At 63.0% G+C, this 20,222-nt stretch carries 17 protein-coding genes and 1 tRNA gene; 6 read left to right on the plus strand and 12 right to left on the minus strand.

The genetic code is table 11. The features are described from left to right. Positions 1-286: 286 nt before the first annotated feature. From tenA to BRA1417_RS0138250, 5 genes are all read right to left on the minus strand, one after another. On the minus strand, positions 287-961 hold the full coding sequence (tenA, locus tag BRA1417_RS0138230; protein WP_027520312.1) for a thiaminase II: 675 nt from the start codon (positions 959-961) through the stop codon (positions 287-289). A gap of 170 nt (positions 962-1,131) precedes the next feature. After that, positions 1,132-1,737 (minus strand): restriction endonuclease, encoded by a 606-nt coding sequence (locus BRA1417_RS41995; protein ID WP_051448455.1) that lies wholly within the window; start codon positions 1,735-1,737, stop codon positions 1,132-1,134. Positions 1,738-2,000: 263 nt separating this feature from the next. Further along, positions 2,001-3,026: a hypothetical protein gene (locus BRA1417_RS0138240; protein ID WP_027520313.1), complete on the minus strand. Its 1,026-nt coding sequence runs from the start codon at positions 3,024-3,026 to the stop codon at positions 2,001-2,003. A 253-nt stretch (positions 3,027-3,279) separates the two neighbouring features. Next, a tRNA-His gene (locus tag BRA1417_RS0138245) sits at positions 3,280-3,356 on the minus strand. A gap of 312 nt (positions 3,357-3,668) precedes the next feature. After that, complete coding sequence (locus BRA1417_RS0138250; RefSeq protein ID WP_027520314.1) at positions 3,669-4,100, minus strand: phasin; 432 nt, start codon at positions 4,098-4,100, stop codon at positions 3,669-3,671. Between the two features lie 687 nt (positions 4,101-4,787). Here BRA1417_RS0138250 and BRA1417_RS0138255 point away from each other — a divergent pair. The 3 genes from BRA1417_RS0138255 to BRA1417_RS0138265 all read left to right on the plus strand — a co-directional run bounded on the left by BRA1417_RS0138255 (position 4,788) and on the right by BRA1417_RS0138265 (position 10,202). Further along, positions 4,788-8,180, plus strand: coding sequence for a PAS domain-containing protein (locus BRA1417_RS0138255; RefSeq protein ID WP_027520315.1), 3,393 nt, complete (start codon positions 4,788-4,790; stop codon positions 8,178-8,180). Between the two features lie 300 nt (positions 8,181-8,480). Next, a complete protein-coding gene (locus tag BRA1417_RS0138260) occupies positions 8,481-9,524 on the plus strand; it encodes an AI-2E family transporter (RefSeq protein ID WP_063628423.1) in 1,044 nt (347 codons plus the stop codon). 183 nt (positions 9,525-9,707) lie between these two features. Beyond that, positions 9,708-10,202, plus strand: a complete 495-nt coding sequence (locus tag BRA1417_RS0138265; protein WP_156949112.1) for an MAPEG family protein — start codon at positions 9,708-9,710, stop codon at positions 10,200-10,202. 3 nt (positions 10,203-10,205) lie between these two features. On the opposite strand, the gene BRA1417_RS0138270 is transcribed toward BRA1417_RS0138265, so the two are convergent. Further along, positions 10,206-12,119: a BTAD domain-containing putative transcriptional regulator gene (locus BRA1417_RS0138270; protein WP_245286331.1), complete on the minus strand. Its 1,914-nt coding sequence runs from the start codon at positions 12,117-12,119 to the stop codon at positions 10,206-10,208. 473 nt (positions 12,120-12,592) lie between these two features. On the opposite strand from BRA1417_RS0138270, the gene BRA1417_RS0138280 reads away from it, so the two are divergent. The 3 genes from BRA1417_RS0138280 to BRA1417_RS0138295 all read left to right on the plus strand — a co-directional run bounded on the left by BRA1417_RS0138280 (position 12,593) and on the right by BRA1417_RS0138295 (position 14,293). Further along, a complete protein-coding gene (locus tag BRA1417_RS0138280) occupies positions 12,593-12,817 on the plus strand; it encodes a hypothetical protein (RefSeq protein ID WP_027520319.1) in 225 nt (74 codons plus the stop codon). 40 nt (positions 12,818-12,857) lie between these two features. After that, positions 12,858-13,064, plus strand: coding sequence for a hypothetical protein (locus BRA1417_RS44590; protein ID WP_156949113.1), 207 nt, complete (start codon positions 12,858-12,860; stop codon positions 13,062-13,064). 323 nt (positions 13,065-13,387) lie between these two features. Continuing rightward, entirely contained in the window at positions 13,388-14,293 is a 906-nt protein-coding gene (locus BRA1417_RS0138295) for a hypothetical protein (protein ID WP_051448456.1), read from the plus strand. A gap of 87 nt (positions 14,294-14,380) precedes the next feature. On the opposite strand, the gene BRA1417_RS0138300 is transcribed toward BRA1417_RS0138295, so the two are convergent. The 6 genes from BRA1417_RS0138300 to BRA1417_RS0138325 all read right to left on the minus strand — a co-directional run bounded on the left by BRA1417_RS0138300 (position 14,381) and on the right by BRA1417_RS0138325 (position 20,219). Continuing rightward, complete coding sequence (locus tag BRA1417_RS0138300; RefSeq protein ID WP_027520321.1) at positions 14,381-15,553, minus strand: acetyl-CoA C-acyltransferase; 1,173 nt, start codon at positions 15,551-15,553, stop codon at positions 14,381-14,383. Between the two features lie 153 nt (positions 15,554-15,706). After that, positions 15,707-17,296 (minus strand): phosphoglycerate dehydrogenase, encoded by a 1,590-nt coding sequence (gene serA / locus BRA1417_RS0138305; protein WP_027520322.1) that lies wholly within the window; start codon positions 17,294-17,296, stop codon positions 15,707-15,709. A 227-nt stretch (positions 17,297-17,523) separates the two neighbouring features. Then, entirely contained in the window at positions 17,524-18,696 is a 1,173-nt protein-coding gene (locus tag BRA1417_RS0138310) for a phosphoserine transaminase (protein WP_027520323.1), read from the minus strand. Positions 18,697-18,775: 79 nt separating this feature from the next. After that, positions 18,776-18,967 (minus strand): hypothetical protein, encoded by a 192-nt coding sequence (locus tag BRA1417_RS0138315; protein WP_245286332.1) that lies wholly within the window; start codon positions 18,965-18,967, stop codon positions 18,776-18,778. Between the two features lie 173 nt (positions 18,968-19,140). After that, entirely contained in the window at positions 19,141-19,605 is a 465-nt protein-coding gene (locus BRA1417_RS0138320; RefSeq protein ID WP_027520325.1) for a GNAT family N-acetyltransferase, read from the minus strand. Between the two features lie 23 nt (positions 19,606-19,628). Beyond that, positions 19,629-20,219: a glutathione S-transferase family protein gene (locus tag BRA1417_RS0138325; RefSeq protein WP_027520326.1), complete on the minus strand. Its 591-nt coding sequence runs from the start codon at positions 20,217-20,219 to the stop codon at positions 19,629-19,631. Positions 20,220-20,222: the final 3 nt, after the last annotated feature.

Below are 20,222 nucleotides of genomic sequence, written 5' to 3' on the forward strand. Positions count from 1 at the left end.
GTCAGAGACTAGCGAGCGCGCCGCACCACCTCCCAAATATCAAATCAGCGCAGGCCCAGGAACGAGAGCACCACACCAACTACGACGACGAGTCCGACCAGATAGATAAGTCCGTTCATGTCTCAGCTCCTCAGCGTTGTCAGTCCTGCCGCAACACAAACACCCAAGGTCGTGAAAAGGTTCGGCGTTGCCCGACGCCGATTTCTCCTGAAATGGGGGAACGAAAGCGACCGATCCTGCCTCGTGGCGTGCTGAGCCCTCGCCCCCACCCTGACTGCCGAAAGGGCTATTGAACACGCTGGCCCTCGCGCCAGGCCATCTCCCAGAAGTCCGCCTCGAGCCGAGTGGCTTCCTTGAAGATCGCGATCAGCTCCGCCTCGCGCGCCGGCGTGGCGTAGAGATCGGCGAGATGCTCCATGTGCGCCCGCGCTTTGGCAGCGACCTCCTGGTACGGCGCGCCGGCGTATTCCGCGATCCAGACGCGGTAGGCGTTCGTCGCGGCGGCCGCGAGGGGGAGCGAGGTGAGCCGCGTCGCGATCTCCGCGTACCCGATCACGCAGGGGGCAAGCGCCACCTTGAGCGCCAGCAGATCGCCGCGCATTCCCGCGTCGAGCACGTAGCGTGTATAGGCCAGCATCTCGGCCGCCGGAGGGGCCTGTTCAAGATCGGTCGGCGATAGACCCCATTCGGCACAAAGCTTCACATGCAGGTTCATCTCGACATCGAGGATGGCCGAAAGGCCGGCCGCTGCTTCACGCATGTCGGCAAGTCTTGGCGACTTGTAGACCGCCAGCGCGTAGGCGCGAGCAAACTCGATGAGGAACAAATAGTCCTGAACGAGGTAGTGACGAAACGCCGCTTCGGGAAGCGAGCCGTCCGCCAATCCGTTCGTGAAGGGATGCTCGGTGTAGGCCCGCCACTCGGCGGATGCTGCTGTCTTGAGACGCTCGAAGAAACTCACGATGTTTTTTGCCTGGCCTGTTTGTTGAACGCCTTTGGTTCGCTACCGATAGCGCATTGCGGACCGAGGAGCTACGGTGACCGCGGACAGAATTGGTTTTGAGCAGCGTTGCGGTAGGGGACTTTCTGCGACGGGGATTTTGTGCACTGTCACCGCAATTAGAAACACAGTCATTCTGCCAAGTCAGCCAGCCATCGTTGGAGCCCGTGACCGTTGATGAGTTCGAGCCGATAAGGCAGCACTTGCTTCATTCCTGGAGCTTCCTCTATGCGAGGAGCGAAATCCGACGTAGTCGCGATGATGCCTTTGCTGACGTTGGCTTCGGTACTTAAGACGCCAAGCATCTCGTGAACGTGTGCGCGGTCGACTAAGCGGTTAGGCGCGTAAGCCTTCATCGACCCTAGAATTCGCAGACACCCGACACCTGGCTTCACGGCAATTACATCGCGTCCGTGATCGCCTGATCTAGGGGTAAGAGTAACCTCATAGCCTTCGGCACTCATCGCACCCGCAAGCATCTCTTCCCACTGCCGGTCACTGAGCTGAAATGCCAGCCCCCAGTCCTCTCCTAAACGTTGGGCTATCTCGACCCAAACTGACGCATAGGACTTAATGAGCAGGCCTTCGGAAGTTTGCTGGTCTGGAACGATCAAGCCGTTCAGCGTAATCGAAGCAACATTTGTGGCGTTGCTCAGCAAAGTAATCGCCTTCTTTCGGGGACTGCTCGCTCCGAGCCTCCCGAAACCCGCGCCCATTCGCCCGAAACCGCCGATCATTTCTTTCCCAATTCAATTCCAAGAACAGTGTGACACTGCACCAATTTATGTTGCCGGAGGGCAACGACGGAGGCACGCGCAACAGATCGAAGACGGAATATTGTGCACTGTCACCCTGACTCTATTATCGACACTACGCGGCGGGCGACGTTTCATCCCCCTAACCACAAGAGGTCATATGGAGCGGCGCGCCTCTCAGAATTGTGGTGGCGACGTCCTATGTCACCTCATGAAGTTTCGTGCACTGTCCCGGCAATATGCTCTCAACGCGCGCCGATGTCTGGGATTACATTGCGGTCCGGCTCTTCAAAACTTGCCAATATCCGGCCAGGAATGCGCTTTATATCAAGATTTTTGATTAAGAATGCACGGCTCCCGAATTTTCCTAACCAATCGGACCGCGCCTGCTTCCAGTCCGAAAAAGCACAGAAGTCCTTCACTGGAATATTGCACGGCTTGGGAGGTGGATCTTTCTGAGAGAAGCCAAGAGGATGCCAATCCGGATAGAGCCCGCCCACGAAGTCTCGAGAAAGTGCTTTTCCGCAAAAGAAATCGTGAGCAAGTTGGCAGTAGCGCGGATAGTGGTTCTTGAATTCGTCCACCCTGTAGGTCCGTATCCCGAAGTCCTTTAGGTCCTCAAGCTCCTCAGAGCTCAACGCCGCATTCGCAAAGAACTTCTCCTTCGCCTCTAACGTGCTGTTGGCTTCGACATCATTGATAACTTGCAACAGGCCTCTTGCGTTTGCCGGATAGAGGCGTGTCCGCAACGGAAAAATGATGGCCGATACGTGCTGCCCGGGTTGATAGCTGCTGCCAATTTTCTCAAGAGCAGACTTTACTGAGAGCCCCACCAACTCGTTGTAGTTTGCCACAAAAGAATAGACCTGCTTCGGCGGCCCGAGACGTTCTAATTGATCGATGCCGAGTTCAGGCCTTTCGATTGGATCGAATGCGATCAAACGTATAACGTAATTTACGCGATTGTTGTTGATCAGGTCATCGAAGGCTTGGTCAACCTTCTTCGTTTGAATAGGATTCTGCGAAACGTAAAATAAAGCCAATGCTGGACCGGCGGCCGAAAACAACAGCCCTCCAACCAAGCAAACAAAGAGCGCAACCTTAACAAAGGTGGATAGCTCTTCCGGCTTGGATTTGACGGCTATGTAAGCCATCACACCAGTGAGCAAGAGCAGGACCAAGCCCACCGCTGAAAGTATGGCGGTAGAAGAAGAGCCTAGGACAAGGCTCAAAACATCGCGTACCGCTTCAAAAAAAGCACTGAGGTCCATTGGGATGCCCTCAAATGTACAAAAGAAATATCCTCTATGTTGGATTGAAATTCATGTTCGCGCAACCCATCTCGAAGTGAATTTCAGGTGAGAAGTCTTGCCGTCGAGCACGGCAAAGTTGGCAGTATGATCACTCAGCGGCCCCTGACGATCTGCAGGGCGACCAAGTGATTCCATTTGTTGCGCTGTTGTTTTCGGACAGCGCAAATCTGGTAGGCTTATTTAGATCCAAGTATGAGCAGTCCAATACCGCTGGTACAGTTGGGTGGGCTCGAACCACCGACCTCCTGTTCCACAGACAGGCGCTCTAACCAACTGAGCTACAACTGCATCCTTGCGAGCCGCCCGAGGGGCGCCCTTGATAGGGCCGGTCACCGAGGGGGGCTGGACGGGGCGGAAACTAGGTGCAACGGGCGTTTTTGGCAAGGCCGCAAACGGACGAAAAACCGGGGTAAATCACCCTCAGCGCAATGAAATCAGGCTTGATGGCGACCGCAGCGAGGTTGCGCTCCCCTCGCCCGCTTGGTCGCGACACTCTCGTTGAGGAAAGAGCCCTCTCCCGGCCTCTCCCGCAAGCGGGAGAGGTGAAGAAAAAACCCGGGCTCTAGGCCCGGGTTTCTTAATTGAGACGGCCGGGCCGGATCAGGCGGCGGGGTAGAGCTTCGCGGCGGAGGCCTTGATCGGCTCGACGGTCGCGGTGGCGACGCGCTGGGTCAGCTCGGCGAGCTCCCTGGCCTGGGTCTGGAAGGTCTCGAGCTGCGCCCTGGAATGGTTGGTCCACAGCGCGAACGCATCCTGCGGCGCCTTCACGCTGAACAGCTCCTGGGTGAAGTCGAGATGGGCCTTGGTGTTGGCCTTCGCGAACTCCATCAGCTTGGCGGTGTATTCGCTCACGCCCTTGTGGGCGGACGAGAACACGGCCTCGACGGTGCCGTTGTGGGTCTCGGCGGCGTCCTTGAACTTGGCGTAGTTCTCGCGGGCCTGCGACACGCCCTTTTCGGCGAACGCACGCATCTGCTCGGGGACCTCGAACGGAATGATCGAGGCAGAAAACGGATCAGTCGCACCTGTCATGGGTATCCCTCACACTAATGAAAAAACGGAGTGAGCCTTCAGGCGCGCCCGCCGGCCAATCGGGTGACGGGTGCGAAGACTGGAAACACAAAACGAATGATGGCTCGCCCAGCGCGGCGACCATGCCTGCCTAAAATGTCAACATTGTGCAACGCAACGGGTTTTGGGGTGCATTGCGCAAATTTAATCGCGGGGAGGATGAGGTTCCCGGGCTGGGGAACCGGTGGTTGAGGGTTTGGGTGCGACCCAGAAGGCGGTCCGCTCCCTCTCCCGCTTGCGGGAGAGGGTTGGGGAGAGGGTGTCTCCGCAATGGGGCAGCCCCAACGCGGAGAGAGCCCTCACCCGCGCCTTCGGCAATAGCCGAGGCTTCGCCTCGGCGTTCCCTAAGAGACGGCCGCCGTAGGCGGCCTGTGCTCTCCCGCAAGCGGGCGAGGTTAGACCGAGCCCGGAGCACCCACCGGTTCAAGCCAGATTATCCAGCTCACTTTTTCCCCTACGCGCGAATCCTGCGGATGCAGCGCCGCGGCGGCTTGCGGGGTCGGGGACATTAAGGTTATCGCGGCTTTAGGCCTTGGCACATAGGCTGGGGCCGTGGACCTGCCCGCGGCCGCGGGCGATACTAACCCTTTCTTAAGGCTGTCATTCCAGGCAGCCCGATGCGCACAAGCGGGACGCGAAGCCGGTCGGATGACGAGTTCGGATTTCCAGTTGCGAGGCGTGGGCGATCCCCGGCTGGCCGTGCACGCGACCTCGCCGCTGCCCGCCTGGCTCTGGTCGATCGACGGCACGCGCGTGCTCTGGGCCAATCCGGTCGGGGCAAGGCTGTTCGGCGCGGGCAATGCCACGGCGCTTGCAGAGAAGACCTTCGGGCCCACCGACAGCCACCGCCGCCAGATCATCCGGCTTGCCGGCCGGCTGCCTCCGAACGGCGCCATCCGGCTCGAACGGCTGCGCGGCTTCGGCGCCCGGCTCGGCACGCTGATGACCTGCGCCTGTGCCCGGCTCGACTTCGCCGATGGCGGCCGCGCTGTGCTCGTCACCGCGATGGACCCGATGCTGCGCTCGATGCCGCTGGTCGAGCGGCTGCTCCGTCTCGTCGACGGCGCCAAGACGCCGATGGCGGCGTTCGCGCCCGACGGCCTGTTCGTCGGCGCCAGCGAAACCGCCCGCACCCTGCTCGGCTTCCGCGATCTGGGCGAGGCCGGCCTCGAACAGGCGCGCAGCGATGCGCTTCGCCAGGGCCGCGCCGAGACACCGATCGGCATCGGCCAGATGGTGCTGCAGCGGGTCGGCAGCGGGGCCGATGTCGGTCTTGTCGCGCTGATCGAGCCTGCGGTGCAGCAGGCGGCGGCTGCGAGCGTGGACGTCGAACCCGGGGCCGCTGAAGAGGTCGCGCGCGAAGACATCGTTCAGCCTGAGCCCGCGCCGCCCCCTGCTCCGGCCGCAGTGCCGGAGCATGTGCAAGCAGCGCCGCCGCACGAGGCGCCATCCGAAATCGCGCTGTTCGACGCCTTTGCCGAGGACGCGCCGGAAGCCACCGGGACGATCGCGCACGAACCGCCCGCGCGCGAGCCGGCGACCGAGATCGTCACCATCCAGCAAGCCGTCGAGGAAGCGGCCGAAGCCGCGCCAGAAACTCCGGTTGAAAACTCGGCCGAAGCCATGGTGTCGCCGCAGGCCGCGCCGACCGTGAGCGGCATGGTCGAACCGCCGTCGGGCCACGAAGAGCCGCCCGCACCGCGTCAGCATCCGCTGCGCTTCCTCTGGAAGGCGGATGCAGAGGGCCGCTTTGTGCTGCTCTCCGACGAGTTCATCCGCCTGATCGGCCCGCGCACGGCCGCCGGCTTCGGCCGCCCCTGGCGCGAGATCGCCGACGCATTCGCGCTCGATCCTGAAGGCCGCGTGGCGCAGGCGCTTGCCAGCAAGGACACCTGGGCCGGGATCACCGTGAACTGGCCGGCCGATGGCGGCGAGCATCTGCCGGTCGAGCTTGCCGGACTTCCGGTTTATGACGGCGAACGCAATTTCGCGGGCTTCAGGGGCTTTGGCGTCTGCCGCGATCTCGACGGCCTCAACCGGCTCGATGCGCTCAGGCGTTTTGAGCTGCTGGCCGAACCGGCGGCGCCGCAAAGCCTGTCCGCCGATGTGGTCGAGCCGGAGCCCGAGCCAAAGCTAGAGGCGCCGCCGCCTCCGCCGATCGAGCCGCCCGCACCTGAGCCTGAAGCCGAACTGCCCCAACCAACACCCGACGCGAATTCACACCCAACCGATCCGGAAACGCCAGTGGAAACGCCTCCCAATGTCCTGCCGTTCCGAGCGCCCGGCGACACGCGATCGCCGACGCTGACGCCGGTCGAGAACAGCGCGTTCAACGAGCTCGCCCGGCAATTGTCCGAGCGCCTCGAACGCGACAAGGAAACCATCGCGGCATCGGCCGAACCGGCGGATGCCGAGATCACGCCCGAGGCGCCGGAGCCCGAGCCCAAGTCTGAGCTTGAGACGCCGCACGCGCCGGCCGAATGGCTGACCGCGCCCGCGCCGCCGGCGCACGGCCACAGCACGCGCGACCGCGCGCTGCTCGACCTGCTGCCATCAGGCATCCTGATCTACCGGCTCGACCGCCTGCTCTACGCCAACCCCGCGTTTCTCGCGCGCATGGGCTATGCCAGCCTGAGCGCACTGGAGAATGCCGGCGGGCTGGATGCGCTCTATGTCGAGCCGGGCGTGTCCGCGGCCAGCAGCACGTCGCAGGCAGGCACGCCTGTCACGATCAGCGCGACGCTCGCCAATGGCGAAGCGCCGCTGCCGACCACCGAGGCGCATCTGCACGCGATCGACTGGGACGGCGAGAGCGCGCATGCGCTGATCTGCGCGCTGCCGCAAGCAGCACCCACTGCGCCCGTCATCGCCGAGACCGTGGTCGCCGAGACCATTGTCCCCGAGATCTTCGCGTCCGAGCCCGAGGTCGGCGAAGCCGACGCGGAAGATCTCGCCGCCATCCTCGACACCACGGCCGAGGGCATCGTGATGTTCGATGCCGAAGGCAACATCCACGCCTGCAACCGCAGCGCCGAGGCGCTGTTCGGCTATGACGGCGAGACGCTGATGCAGCAGAATCTGGTGACGTTGTTCGCGCCGGAGAGCCAGCATGTCGTGATGGACTATCTGGAAAACCTCAAGAGCCAGGACATCGCGAGCCTGCTCGACCACGGCCGCGAGGTGCTGGGACGCGAGAAGAAGGGCGGCGTCATCCCGCTCGCGATGATCATGGGCCGCACCAGGCCCGACGGCCCGAACTTCTTCGCCGTGTTCCGCGACCTCTCGCACAGCAAGCAGGGCGAGAGCGAGCTGACGCAGGCGCGACGTCTGGTCGAAGGCACGGCGAACGCCAAGGCCGACATGCTGGCGCGGATCAGCCACGAGATCCGCACGCCGCTCAACGCCATCATCGGCTTCTCGGAGGTGATGATCTCCGAGCGCTTCGGCACGCTCGGCAACGAGCGCTACGGCGAGTACATGAAGGACATCCGCGCCTCCGGCGAGCGCGTCATCGCCATCATCGACGACCTGCTCGAGCTGTCGCGGATCGAGACCGGCAAGCTCGACCTCACCTTCGCCAACCTCAACCTCAACGATCTGGTCGAGGCCTGCGTGGTGGTGATGCAGCCGCAGGCCAATCGCGAGCGCATCATCATCCGCACCTCGCTCGGCCATGCGCTGCCGCAGGTGAGCGCGGATGCGCGCGCGATGCGGCAGATCACCATGAACCTGATCTCGAACTCGATCCGGCTCGCCAGCGCCGGCGGCCAGGTCATCGTCTCGACCGCCCTCACCGATCGCGGCGAGGTCGCACTCCGGATCCGCGACACCGGCCACGGCCTCAGCGAACGCGAAGTCGCCGCCGCGATGGAGCCGTTCCGGACGCCACCGCCCGGCGACGCCGAGGACAATTCGGCGCTGAGCCTGTCGCTGACCAAGGCCCTTGTCGAAGCCAACCGCGCCCGGTTCAACATCAAGAGCGCGGCGAACTCGGGCTCACTGATCGAGGTGGTGTTCGCGCCGGCGCTGGCGCAGGCGTAAGGCGAGCGCGATTTCCAGCCGGCGGTGCACGGTGGCGCCCGACGCAGGGCGCTACCTCATTGCGACTTCTTCCCGAGCGGAACCGAAGCCCCTTGTTGCGGCTTGAAGCCTGGACCCAGCGTTTCCCCTGCTGATCAGTTCGACACTGCAGCTCGCGCACCCCAGTGACTTCAAATGACCGAACGAGCGAAATCCTTGGCATCGAAGCAGCGTCCGCCCAGGCGGAGCGAGCCGGTGCGGAGCGAGGGAGGCGCGACCCCCACGGACCGAAAGCCGCTGCCCACAGGCGCAGGCGCGCGCATGAACGCGCGGGTCGTGCTTGCCCTCGCGCTGGTCGCACTGGCGTTGTGGACGGCGGCGGGATTTCTCCCCGCATTGATCTGGGCCGCGATTCTCGCAACCAGCCTGTGGCCGCTCTACACCAAGTTTGCGGCACGCGTGAGCTCCGGCCGCTCCAGCCTGGCCCCGCTGGTCTTCACGCTCGTCGTCGCCCTCATCCTGTTTACGCCGATGTCGCTTGCCGCCTATCAGATCGCACAACAAGGCGATCTGCTCGTGGGCTGGATGAAGCAGGCCGGAGAGAGCGGGATCGAAGTGCCCGATTGGCTCGCCCGTCTTCCGATCGCCGCAGAGAGCATGGAGCAGTGGTGGCGCAGCAATCTTTCCGATCCCAAAGCCGCGACCGCATGGCTGAAAAGCGTCAATGCGGACAACGCATCGGAACTGTTTCGAACGTTCGGCGGACAGCTGCTTCACCGCCTGTTTCTTCTGTTCTTTTCGCTGGTGGCCTTGTTCGTCCTGCTGCGCAACGGCCGGTCGATCTCGGACCGCGTGCTGGAAACCTGCGATCGGCTTTTCGGTGAGGCGGGAGAGGGTCTCGCCGAGCAAATGGTCGGTGCGATCCGCGGCACCGTGAACGGTACGGTGCTGGTCGCCGCGGGCGAGGGATTATTGATCGGCGTGGCCTATTTCGTCGCGGGCGTGCCGCATGCCATCGTCTTCACGATATTGACCACGGCCTTCGCCATGCTTCCCTTCGGCGCCTGGCTGGCTTTCACCGCCGCGGCGGTGGTCCTGGTTTCTGGCGGAGGCAGCGGCTTCGCAGCCGCGGGCGTCTTCTTCTGGGGCGCGATCGTCATGTTGGCCGGCGATCATTTCGTATGGCCGACCCTGGTCGGCGACTCGGCGCGGCTGCCGTTTCTGTTCGCGTTCGTCGGGATCTTCGGAGGCCTGGCTGCCTTCGGCCTCCTGGGCTTGTTTTTGGGTCCCGTGATCATGTCGGCGTTGCTGGTGGTGTGGCGCGAGTGGGTGTTCCGACCTGTCGCGATCGAGAAGCACGGCTGAGTCGCCGCGGGCAGACTTGGCCTTGCGGCGCTTGCCTTCCTGGAGGATGTGGCCGGTGAGACGCGCGCCGGTCATGCCGAAGGGATGGCCGATCGGCGCTGGCGAAGGGGTAAGGCGGGATCAGGCTGGGACTGGACTGGCGGCTGCCTATACGTAGTGGCGCAACCCGCTCGGACATGTAGTATGGCCCTGCCGGAGCGGGGTACCAAATTGGACGGAATCAATCTTCACGATCCCCTCTTCGCCACCTATGTCGTTGCCGCCAGCTTGATCATCCTCAAGGCCGTGGCGATGTCGTGGCTCACCGTAGTCCGGATGGTGAGGGCCCAGGGCGGCTACCGTTCGCCGGAGGACATCAAGAAGACACCACTGAATCCCGCGCCCGATCCGGCGCAGCTTCTTCCCAACGAAGATGTGGAGCGGATCCGCCGGATCCAGATGAACGATCTCGAGAGCCTGCCGTATTTCCTGGTCGCGGGCTTTCTTTATGTTCTCACAAAGCCCTCGCTGCTTCTCGCGCAATGCCTGCTCTACGGCTACGTTGCCTCACGCCTGCTGCATTTTCTCGCCTATCTCACCGGGCAAATTCACGACATTCGCGCAATGCTGTGGACCGTCGGCTCGGTCATCCTGGTCTTCATGACCATGCGCACGCTGCTCGTTGCACTCGGCGCTTGAGGCTCAGTCGGCTACGCCGGCGATCTGCTGGGCCGAAAGGTAGCGTTCAAGCGCCTCGTGCTGCTTGAAAAAACGCATGGCGCGCAGATCGCGGATCGTCGTTTTTTGTGCCGCATCGCGAACCCGGGTGACCTCGCGGGCTTCCTCCAGCCGGCCGACCCCGACCAGGTTGGCCGCGAGCATGCGATGTCCGGTGCCGTTGCTCGGATTGTGCCGAACCGACTTGCGCGCCCAGGCAACGCCCTCCTCGTACTGCCCGAGGGCAAAGTAGGACGCGGTCAATCCCGTCATCCACATATGGAGCATGCTGTCCTCGGGGCTGAGGACGAGAGACCGATGCAGGCATGCGAGTGCGTTGGCATAATCGCCTCCCATGCTGTCGATCATTCCGAGTACACCCCATGCGAAAGCCGAACTCGGATTGAGCCTTGCGGCTTCGCTGGCGTGAATGCGCCCCTGATCGTTGTCGCCGGCGGGCCCAAACAGCGTGAAGCCATAGACAGCGTGGGCGAAAGCGTCCCCACTATCCTGCTCAACGGCTCGGCGCGCCAGACCGACCGCCTCGGACGCGGCATCCGCAGACATGTTGGCGCCGAGCGGCGGAGCCATCACGAGTCCCCAAGCCAGCGCCGCCAGCGTCGCCGTTCGCTCCTGATCGAGACTCAGAGACCGCCGAAGCAGATCGATGGCCTTGACGATACCTTCGCGGGTGCCGCCCCATAAATGGTGAAGGCCGCGCAAATACAGATCATAGGCCGAAAGATCAGTTGGCGGCTTGCGGCGTGCGCGTTCGATCTCGGCGCTACGAACGGCGGGATCGACGACTGCGGCAACACTGCTGCTGACGTCGTCCTGCAGGTCGAAGATGTCGACCAGGGGGCGGTCGTAGCGATTGGACCAGACCTGGGCCTCGCTTCCGGTATGAGTGAGCTCGGCCGAGACGCGAATGCGGTTGCCCGCCTTGCGAATATGACCGCTCAGGACGTATTGCGCACCGAGTTGCTGCGCAATCTGCCGGCTGGTCATTCCCGTGTCCCGAAGGGCAAAGCTCGATCCGGCCGCGATCACCACCAGCTCGCGAAAGCGCGATAGAGCGGTGATGATGTCTGCAGTGACGCCATCGGCGAAGTAGTCCTGTTCGGTTTCACCACCCATGTTGCGGAACGGAAGCACCGCCACGAAGGGCCTGTCCTTGCCGAACACGTGCTCCGCCTGGTGCGAAAGGTCTGCCGTCGGCTCCGCTGCCGGCAGAACGATCTTCTGCTCCTGGACCTTGCGCAATTCCGCAGCCAGCGCGCTGGTTGTGGCATCGGGCGCGGTGCCGAGCTCTTGCTTCAGCAAGGCAACGACGGCCTGATAATATTTGAGTGCCTCGGCGTTGCGGCCAGCCGCGGACAACGCGCGCATGATCAGGCGGTGCGCATCCTCGCGCATGCTGTTGAGTGCATTGGCGCGCTGGCCGGCGAGCAGAGCATCGCCGGCACGTCCCTCGGACAGTTCATGCTCGCCGAGCGCCACCATCGCGCCGACAGCCAGCTCCGATAACCGCTCGCGTTCGCCGGCCAGCCACTCGCTCCAGCCCTCAGCGTTGACCGCGATGTCATCGACGAGGCGCCCGCGATAGAGATCTGCCGCCGCGGTCAGCGCGTCACGGCTGCCCTTTCTGACAAGCCGCTCGAATTGCGGCACATCGCACGTGATCACAACGGCATTCAACGAAATGAATTCGCCGTCACTCCTGAGAGCACTCTGACCAAGAACTTGACGTAGCTTGAACAGCGCCTGCCGGAGGTTTTGCTTCGCCTGCGCTTCGAAGTGCGATCCCCACAGCAACGTCGAGAGTTTTTCGCGGTGCTGAGGCTGAGGTGCCGTGCAGGCCAGATAGGCCAGCAATCCCGCGAGCTTCTTGTTCGGCAAGCTGACGGCGCCGTTCGGCCCGATCAGTTCAAAACGTCCAAGAAGCGCGAGAGTAAAACTTGGGCTGCGCGCGGATGCAGTTTCGGTCATTCCGCCTCAAAAATGAGCAGATGCGCTCACGGATATACATCCTACACGAATTGCCGCGTTAGCGAACAATATTAACGCTGCAGTGACGGCTGAGTAACGCCGGCAACGACGACAGTGGGGTCAGATCGCATCGCGACGAGATGCCGGTTGGTTGATCGACGCGGAGCAATTTCATCCGGAAAGCCAGCGTGCGCGCGCATCGCCTCATCATGATCGTCGTTGGCCTGTTCGTGGTCCTCGCCGGATTCGACGCGGCGTTGAGTTCGTTTGCACATCCGACACCCAGGGCCGCTTCGCAGTCGCCGCCCCCAGTCGCGCCGCTCCTATTCGGAGGCGACTGATCGCACGCCGGCATCACAACAGCCATCAAACAGGAGGTCGCATTGACCGACATCGCGCAGCGGGGAAGACAATCGTACAGGCTTCTCGCGTCCGACCAAGAACGGCGATTGGTTTCGAGATGGAGACTTGGAATCGTCGCCTTCTATGGCACGCTCCTGGCGCTGGTGCTTGCCTTCGCGGCGATGAGCAAGGCGCCCCGAGAGCGCCAAGCCGACCGTGCCTCGGACGATTTCGTCACGCACTCCATTTCAGCCCCCCGGCCGTAGACGATCGAGACCAGCGACAGCAGAGCACGTGGAGAAAATCGTGAGCAATCAGAACCGTGCTGCGTCTCCAATCCAGGCCGGATCACCACCATCGCACGACAGAAAGCGAACAGGCGGCGAGACGCGCTTGATGATCCTCGTTCTGCTGGGCTTCGGCCTTGTTCACGTGATCGGCGCGATCCTCATTCAACGCGCGTCGACCGAGCGAGGTGATCCGCCCCTGATCCTCGCTTCGCACACCGACTGACGCCCGCCACATGCAGCCGGTTCATGGGATTTGAAAAACCAGGAAGCAACATGCCAGCAATCATACGCACGATTTCCCATACGGTCCTCTCGGTCACCGGCGCCGAATTGGCGAAGCACGCCCTCTTGTTGTGCGCAGCGTGCGCTTTTGTGTTCGTGCTCTCACGAACCTACGGCCTGGATTTGAGCGCCGGATTCTTCTGACGTTCGCAACGGTGGCCGACATGACTGAAATCTGAAGACGCATCGTCGTCGATGCGCAAGTCTTGAGGAGCTGATATGTACGTTGGCCGGATATTGTCCACGCTTGGCGGACAAGGACCGATGCTCCTGGTGATCTCGCTTTGCGCAGGGCTGGTGATCACTCCCCTCGCTCATCTCGGCTACGATCTTTTGCCTTTTTCGGCATTTCTTCTGACGCTGGGCTCGTTTCTGACGGCGGGCCTTGCTCCCTCTGAAGCCAGCATTCGTCCGCTCCTGATGGGCGTGGTGCTTGCCTGGGTTGGCCTGGTGCTGCCATTCGCTGCTGCGATTCTGCTGTCCTTTGCTCCGCTTGATCCTGCGCTGCGGGCCGGCGTTCTGCTTTCACTGCTGGCGCCGCCGGTCGGAAGCGCCGCTGCGATCGCCGGAATGCTCGGTTTGCGACCACGTCTCGCACTGCTCGTTTCCATCGCACTGACCTTGCTCACGCCGATCTCGATTCCGAGTTTTGCCACGGTGCTCGGACTTGGAATTGCATTCGACATGGGCGGGTTGGCGATCCGGCTCTTCAGCATTATCGGCGCTGCAGGCCTGGTGGCCTTCTTAGCCATGAGGTTTCGTCGTCAAGTGATTCCCGTTCTGCCCGATCAAAGCGCCGCTACCGGGATCGCCGTTGTCGGGCTCATGATCGTGGGGCTTGCCACCTCGCAAGGCATACGGGCGCAATGGACCAGCAACGCCCTGCGTTTCGACGTGATGCTCGCCGCCGCGATCGTGTTCAATTTCGGTCTGTGCGTCCTCGCTGCCATGACGTTCGCGAGACTGGGGTGGCAAACCGCCGGTACCATCGGTCTCGTGAGCGGAAACCGCAACGTCACGCTCGTGTGGGCGGCGGCGAGCTTCGGTCTGCCGTCGCTGGCGGAAGGTTATGTCGCTGCGTGCGTCATCCCGGTCCTCGCGCTTCCCCTCATCATCAAGCTTTGTCTTAGACTACCATCCTTCAGCCGCTTCATCCCACAAAACCGGTGACCCGAAGAGTACACGCCTGACCTGGTGCTCAAACAAAAAGGCACGGCGCTTGCGGCGCCGTGCCTTCCGCATTCATGAGGCTCGATCTCAGCTGTAGATCTCGAACAGTCCGGCACCGCCCTGGCCGCCGCCGATGCACATCGTCACGACGCCCCACTTGGCCTTGCGGCGCTTGCCTTCCTGGAGGATGTGGCCGGTGAGACGCGCGCCGGTCATGCCGAAGGGATGGCCGATCGCAATCGAGCCGCCATTGACGTTGTACTTGGCGGGATCGATGCCGAGCTTGTCGCGCGAATAGAGGCACTGGCTGGCGAAGGCTTCGTTGAGCTCCCAGAGATCGATATCGTCGATCTTCAGGCCATGACGCTTCAACAGCTTCGGCACGGCAAAGATCGGGCCGATGCCCATCTCGTCCGGCTCGCAACCCGCCGCCGCCCAGGCGACGAAGCGGCCCATAGGGTTGAGGCCGCGCTTCTCCGCGTCCTTGGCTTCCATCAGCACCACGGCCGCAGCACCGTCCGACAGCTGGCTGGCATTGCCGGCCGTGACGAACTTGCCGGGTCCCCTGACGGGCTCGAGCTTGGCGAGACCTTCCAGCGTGGTCTCGGGCCGGTTGCACTCGTCGCGGTCGACGACGTAATCGACGATCGACTCGGCCTTGGTCGCCTTGTCGACCACTTTCATCTTGGTCTTCATCGGGACGATCTCGTCCTTGAACTTGCCGGCCTGCTGCGCGGCGGCCATGCGGCGCTGCGACTCCAGCGAATATTCGTCCTGATATTCACGGCTGAGATTGTAGCGTTCGGCGACGATGTCGGCGGTGTCGATCATCGCCATGAAGATCGCCGGCGCCATCTTGAGCAGCTCGGGATCGATCGATTCTTTTGGAGTCCCGCCGCCCGGCATCGAGATGCTCTCGACGCCGCCTGCGACGATGCAGTCGGAACCGTCCGAGCGGATCGAGTTGGCGGCCATCGCAATGGTCTGGAGACCGGACGAGCAGAACCGGTTCACCGAGACGCCCCCGGTGGATTTCGGCATTCCTGCCAGCAGCGCGGCCTGGCGGCCGATGTTCGGCGCGCCATGGGCGCAATTGCCGAGATAGCAATCCTCGACATAGTCCTTCTCGACGCCGGCGCGGTCGACCGCGTGCTTGATGGCGTGGGCCGCGAGCGACATCGGCGGGGTGATGTTGAACCCGCCGCGGCCGGATTTCGCGAGGCCCGTGCGTGCATAGGAAACGATGACGGCTTCACGCATTGTTTTCTCCCTTTTCGAACGATTTTGAACGGAGCGTCGGTCGACGTCTTCTCGGCGCCATTGGTACACAATGTCGAGCGGTCGCGGGAGAAATAAAAACGCCGCCCTCGCGAGAGGGCGGCGTTGTTCCGCGGGTCGGAATATGTCGACGGATCAGAACGTCAGCGCCTTGACCTGCTTGACCTGCGGCAGGGCCTGCACCTTGGCGAGCAGGTCGGCCGGCACCGCGCCGTCGACCTCGATCAGCGCGATGGCATCGGAGCCCGGCGCGACGCGGCCGAGATGGAAGGTCGCGATGTTGATCTTGGCATCGCCGAGCAGGCTCGCGAACTTGCCGATGAAGCCCGGCTTGTCCTCGTTGGTCACGTAGATCATCGACTTGCCGAATTCGGCGTCGACGCGGATGCCCTTGATGTCGACCAGGCGCGGCTTGCCGTCGGCATAGACCGTGCCCGAGACCGACCGCTCCTGCCGCTCGGTGGTGACGGTGACGGTGATCAGGCTTTCATAGTCGCTCTGGGCGGCGCGGACGATCTCGTCCACCACCATGCCGCGCTCCTTGGCGACGACGGGCGCAGAGACGACGTTGACCTCGCCCAGCATCGGCCGCAGCAGGCCGGACAGCACGGCGGAGGTGATCGCCTTGATCTTCATCTCGGCGACATGGCCTTCATAGGTGATCTCGACCTTGAGGATGCCGCTCTCGGTCAGCTGTCCCGCGAACGAGCCGAGCCTTTCGGCGAGCGCGATGAACGGCTTCAGCTTCGGCGCCTCTTCCGCCGTGATCGAGGGGAAGTTGACGGCATTCGAGATCGCGCCGGTGAGCAGGTAATCCGACATCTGCTCGGCGACCTGAAGCGCGACGTTCTCCTGCGCTTCGGTCGTGGACGCGCCGAGATGCGGCGTGCAGATCACGTTGGGATGACCAAACAGCACGTTCGCGGTGGCGGGCTCCTCGACAAAGACGTCGAATGCGGCGCCTGCGATGTGCTTGGAATTCAAAGCGTCGACCACGGCCTGCTCGTCGACGAGGCCGCCGCGGGCGCAGTTGATCAGGCGCACGCCCTTCTTCATCTTGGCGATCGCGGCCGCATCGATGATGTTCTTGGTCTTCTCGGTCAGCGGGGTGTGCAGCGTGATAAAGTCGGCGCGCTTGAGCAGGTCGTCGAGCTCGACCTTCTCGACGCCGATGTCCCTGGCGCGCTCCGGCGACAGGAACGGATCGAACGCGATCACCTTCATGCGCAGGCCGAGCGCGCGGTCCGCGACGATCGAGCCGATGTTGCCGCAGCCCACGACGCCGAGCACCTTGCCGGTGATCTCGACGCCCATGAAGCGGTTCTTCTCCCACTTGCCGGCCTGGGTCGAAGCGTCCGCCTGCGGAATCTCGCGCGCCAGCGCCAGCATCAGGGTAATGGCGTGCTCGGCGGTCGTGATCGAATTGCCGAACGGCGTGTTCATCACGATGATGCCCTTGGCCGTGGCGGCGGGAATCTCGACGTTGTCGACACCGATACCGGCGCGGCCGATCACCTTGAGATTGGTCGCCTTCTCGAGGATCTTCGCGGTCGCCTTGGTCGCCGAGCGGATCGCGAGGCCGTCGTAATTGCCGATGATCTCAGCGAGCTTGTCCTTGTCCTTGCCGAGATTGGGCTGAAAGTCGACCTCGACGCCGCGGTCTTTGAAGATCTGCACGGCGGCCGGAGAGAGCGCGTCGGAAATGAGAACTTTGGGTTTGGTCATGGGAATGTGTCCTCTGCCTTCCTCAAGGGAAGGGCCTTAGACCGGATTGGGTGAATGTCTCGGAGCACTTCTCCCTCTCCCCGTTCTAACGGGGAGAGGGTCGGGGTGAGGGGCAGCCACGGCGAAGGTGCAAATGGAGAGAGCCCCTCACCCGGATCGCACCGGACGATGCTTCGCATCGCGGGAGCGACCCGACCTCTCCCCGTAAGAACGGGGAGAGGTAAAAACTACGCCGCCTTGGCGAGCGTGGCCTTGGTCTCGGCGAAGGCCCAATCGATCCATTGGGTCAGCAGCGCGACATCGCTGGCCTCGACGGTGGCGCCGCACCAGATCCGCAGGCCGGCTGGCGCATCGCGGTAGTAGGCGAAGTCGTAGCCCGCGCCTTCCTTCTCCACCAGCGCCACCAGCTTCTTGGAGAAGTCGGCCTGCGCGTCCTCGGAGAGCGAGGTGATCGCGGGATCGGTGAACTTCAGGCACACCGAAGTGTTGGAGCGGATCGCGGCGTCCTTGGCGAGGAAGTCGATCCAGGGCGTCTTCGCCTTCCAGTCGGCGAGCACCTTGGTGTTGGCGTCGGCGCGCGCGATCAGCGCCTTGAGGCCGCCGATCGACTTGGCCCAGTTCAGCGCGTCGAGATAATCCTCGACGCAGAGCATCGACGGCGTGTTGATGGTCTCGCCGACGAAAATGCCTTCGTTGATCTTGCCGCCCTTGGTCATGCGGAAAATCTTCGGCAGCGGCCAGGCCGGCTTGTAGGTTTCGAGCCGCTCCACGGCGCGGGGCGACAGGATCAGCATGCCGTGCGCGGCTTCGCCGCCGAGCGCCTTCTGCCAGGAGAAGGTGACAACGTCGAGCTTGGCCCAGTCGAGCGGTTGCGCGAACGCGGCCGAGGTGGCGTCGCAGATGGTCAGGCCTTCGCGGGTGGCGCTGATCCAGTCCGCGTTCGGCACGCGCACGCCTGAGGTGGTGCCGTTCCAGGTGAAGACGACGTCGGACTTCGGATCGACCTTGGAGAGGTCTGGGATCTCACCGTAAGCCGCGTTGAGCTTGGTGACGTCCTTGAGCTTCAATTCCTTGACGATGTCGCTGACCCAGCCCTCGCCGAAGGATTCCCAGGCGAGCGTGGTGACGGGGCGCGCACCCAGCATCGACCACAGCGCCATCTCGACCGCGCCGGTATCGGAGGCCGGCACGATGCCGATGCGATAATCGGCGGGCACTTCGAGCACCTCGCGCGTCAAATCGATCGCGAGCTTGAGCTTGGTCTTGCCGACCTTCGCGCGATGCGAACGGCCGAGCGCTGCGTCCTTGAGATTTTGGGCATTCCATCCGGGGCGCTTGGCGCAGGGGCCGGAGGAAAAATGCGGCACGTTCGGCCGCGAAGCGGGCTTCGCTACAGTCATCGTCTACCCTTCCAGATAGTAAGCCTCCCGTTGGGGGGAGGTGTCCCGCCGCGGCTGATACGGGAATCGGGAAGGGTCGTCAAGGAAGTTCCGGGGCCTCACGCGCGAGTGATGGCGCCTCCGGTGCGATTTTGGGGGACTCGACCACGGCCAGCGCGTTCAGCAAGTCGGTGGCATCGTTGATCAATTGCGCGGCGCGGCGGCGGCTGCCGACTTTCAAAATGCATTTGTCATTGGCCTGCACGACGTAGTCGTTGCCGACCTTGATCATCGAATAGCTTGTCATCGAAATCCCCGAACCGACCGAGCCCGGTTTCAGACGCTCGCGTAGCACCGTTCGTTCCTGGTTCCATGTGAACGTCGCACGGGTAGTTTATCAGCTCTTAATATGAACGTATGCGCGATCCGATTTCGCTGCTCGCGCAAGGCTGATAGCGTGCTGCGTCAAAAGCGGACAGTCATGCCGACGTGACTCGCCGTGAACCCAAGCCGCTTGTAGAAGCGCTGCGCATCCGTTCGCGTCTGATGCGTCAGCAGTTCGACGAGATTGCAGCCGCGCGCTTTCGCTTCCGTCACCGCCCATTGCACCAATTGCTCGCCGATGCCGCGGCTGCGGCAATCGGAAGCAACGCGGACGTCTTCGAGCAGACCGCGCAGGCCGCCTTGCGAGCTGAGACCCGGCAGGATCGCAAGTTGCAGGCAGCCGACCACCCTGCCCTCGCTCTCGGCAACCACGAGCTGGATATTTTGGTCGCGCTCGACGCGCGCGAATGCCTCGTAATAGGACCCAGGCAACGGGTCTTCCACGCGCTCGCGTGCGCTCCCGAGATGATCGTCGGCGAGCATCGCCACGATCGCAGCAACATCCTCGCGGCGCGCGGGACGAATGGAGACAGATTCGGCGTTCATTGAGTTACTCCTGCCTCGCGCGCCTAACGCAGCTTGGGGAGCCCGAGAAAGGCCTCGGCTTCGCCGATCCAGCGGCGGATGGCGGCATAACGACCGAGATCGAAGCCGCCTTCGTGCGCGACGCGCGTATAGGCAAGCAGCGAGACGTCGGCAAGCGAAACGTCATCACCGGCGAAGAAGCGGTTTGCCGCCAGATGCTGCTCCATGCGGTCGAGCGCCGCATAGCCGCGCTTGACCTTTTCAGGATCGAGCTCGGAGGCGTCCTTGCCGAGATAGACGAGCTGGAAGCGGCACACCGCGATGTAGGGCTCGTGGCTGTATTGTTCCCAGAACAGCCATTCGTCCATCTTGGCGGCGGTGAAGGCATCGCGCGGAATGAGCGCGCTGTCGCGCGCGAGATAGCGGATGATGGCATTGGATTGCGCCAGCGTGCGGCCGTCGTCGAAGGCGACGGTGGGCACCTGGCCGGCACCGTTCATCTCGAGGAATTGCGGCGTGCGGCTTTCGCCCTTGCGAGTGTCGATCTCGATCCACTGGTAGGGCAGCGCGAGCTTGTCGCAGACCGACTTCACCTTCAGACAATTGCCGGAATTGGTATCGCCGTAGATCCGCATCGC

Source organism: Bradyrhizobium sp. WSM1417 (genome assembly GCF_000515415.1).
Lineage (GTDB): Bacteria > Pseudomonadota > Alphaproteobacteria > Rhizobiales > Xanthobacteraceae > Bradyrhizobium.